At 39.2% G+C, this 1981-nt stretch carries 2 protein-coding genes; both read left to right on the plus strand.

The genetic code is table 11. From position 1 onward, the window contains the following. A partial coding sequence (locus tag ACJML3_RS07225; protein ID WP_406021929.1) for a DNA gyrase C-terminal beta-propeller domain-containing protein occupies nucleotides 1-1020 on the plus strand: 1020 nt, incomplete at its 5' end. Between the two features lie 53 nt (nucleotides 1021-1073). After that, nucleotides 1074-1981, plus strand: a 908-nt coding sequence (serC, locus tag ACJML3_RS07230) for a 3-phosphoserine/phosphohydroxythreonine transaminase (protein WP_406021931.1), incomplete at its 3' end; no start/stop codon positions are given.

Below are 1981 nucleotides of genomic sequence, written 5' to 3' on the forward strand. Positions count from 1 at the left end.
ACATCAGATAGCAGAACCGCAAAGGGTACACCAGTTCAGAACTTCATCAACATTGATATTGCAAATGGTGAGAGAATTACCGCACTTCTGCCTGTTTCTGATTTTAACGGTGAGCGCTACTTCCTCATGGCAACAAAGAATGGTTTAGTTAAGAAGACCAAGCTTGATGCCTATGCAAACTTTGTAAACAGAATGAACGGCAATGGACTTATCGCTCTGAATTTACAAGATGGTGATGAGCTTATCGGTGTTGAAGTATCATCTGGTGATGATGATGTATTCTTATTTACATCAAACGGTTATGCACAGCATTTCTGTGAGTTCTATAAGAAGTCAGCTGATGCAGATACTGATGAGAATTCAGATGATGCAGCTGATGTTTCTGAGTCTTCTGACGATCAGAATGATGAAAAGTCAATTGATCGTCATGCAGGTTCAGGTATCAGACCTTCATCAAGAACTGCAGGCTGTATCCGCGGTATCAAGATGAGAGATAAGGATGCAAGCGTTGTATCACTGATGGTTGTATCTGCTGAAAAGATTGAAAACGGTCAGTGTCTGATTGCAAGTGAGAATGGTTATGGTAAGAGAATCAAACTGTCAGATATTCCTCTGAGAAATCGTGGCGGTATGGGCGTTATCATAATGAGAAATCTTGATAGAAACGGCAAAGTAATCGGTGCTGTTAGCGCTGCTGACAACTATGATTATATGATCATTTCAAATCAGGGTCAGTTAATGCGTTCTGCTATGTCAGATACTGCTTTAATCTCAAGATATGGTGCTGGTACAATCTTAATCAGACTGTACGAGGGTGATAGTGTAATAGCAATTCAGTCAATATCTGATGAGGTTGTTGAAAATGCTAACAAGACACTTGAAGCTCGTAATCTTGAAAAGAATGAGCAGCTAGCTGCAGATCAGAGTGCTGCAACGGCAGAAGTGCAGCCTGTACAGACTGATACAGAGCTAAATGAAAATGCAAAAGAAAATCCTACAGAGGATGAGAGCAGTCTATAATTTTTAGAGCATGGAGAAATCCATGCTTTTTATTTATATCAATGGAGACAATGATGAGTAAGGTTTGGAACTATTATGCAGGTCCTTGTATGCTTCCTGATGAAGTGATGGATGAGGCTCAGCGAGATTTCAGAAATTTTGCTAATACCGGTATGGGACTTGTTGAGATTTCTCACCGTTCTGCAGAGTTTGATAAGGTTGCAAAGGATGCTGAAGCATTACTGCGTGAGCTTTTAAATGTTCCATCAAATTATAAGATTATTTTTGAGCAGGGTGGCGGTCGTGGTCAGTTTGCTGCTATTCCTATGAATCTTCTGTCAGAAAACGGTACAGCTGATTATTTTGTAACAGGCCACTGGTCTCGCTGTGCTTACAAGGAATGTGCTGAAAAATACGGTAATGCTGTTCTTCATGAATGCTCATATCAGGATGAGAGCGGTGTCTGGCACGTTGACTATTCAAAGATGACTGTATCTGAGAATTCTGAGTACTGCTACATTTGCTTAAATGAGACTGTAAACGGTATAGAATCATTTACTTTACCAGACACAAAAGGTGTTCCTTTAATTGCTGATATGTCATCTGATATTATGACAAGACCAATTGACGTATCTAAGTTTGGTGCTATCATTTTCGGCCTTCAGAAGAATGTTGGTCCATCAGGTATGACAATTACCATTGTACGTGAAGATCTATTAGGCAAGGCTCGTAAGTACTGCCCATCAATTCTTGATTGGAGTGTTTTATCCAAGTTTGATTCTATGTACAACACACCATGTACATTCGCATGGTATATGGCATACCTGAACTTTAAATGGATAAAAAATTTGGGCGGTGTTGAAGAATTAGAAAGAAGAAATATCAAAAAATCAAAAATGCTTTATGATTACATTGATAGTTCTGATTTCTATATCAGCAAGATTGCAGCAAATGATCGCTCAAGAGTTAACTGTGTATTCAC

It is taken from the genome of Succinivibrio sp., from assembly GCF_045124615.1.
GTDB lineage: Bacteria > Pseudomonadota > Gammaproteobacteria > Enterobacterales > Succinivibrionaceae > Succinivibrio > Succinivibrio faecicola.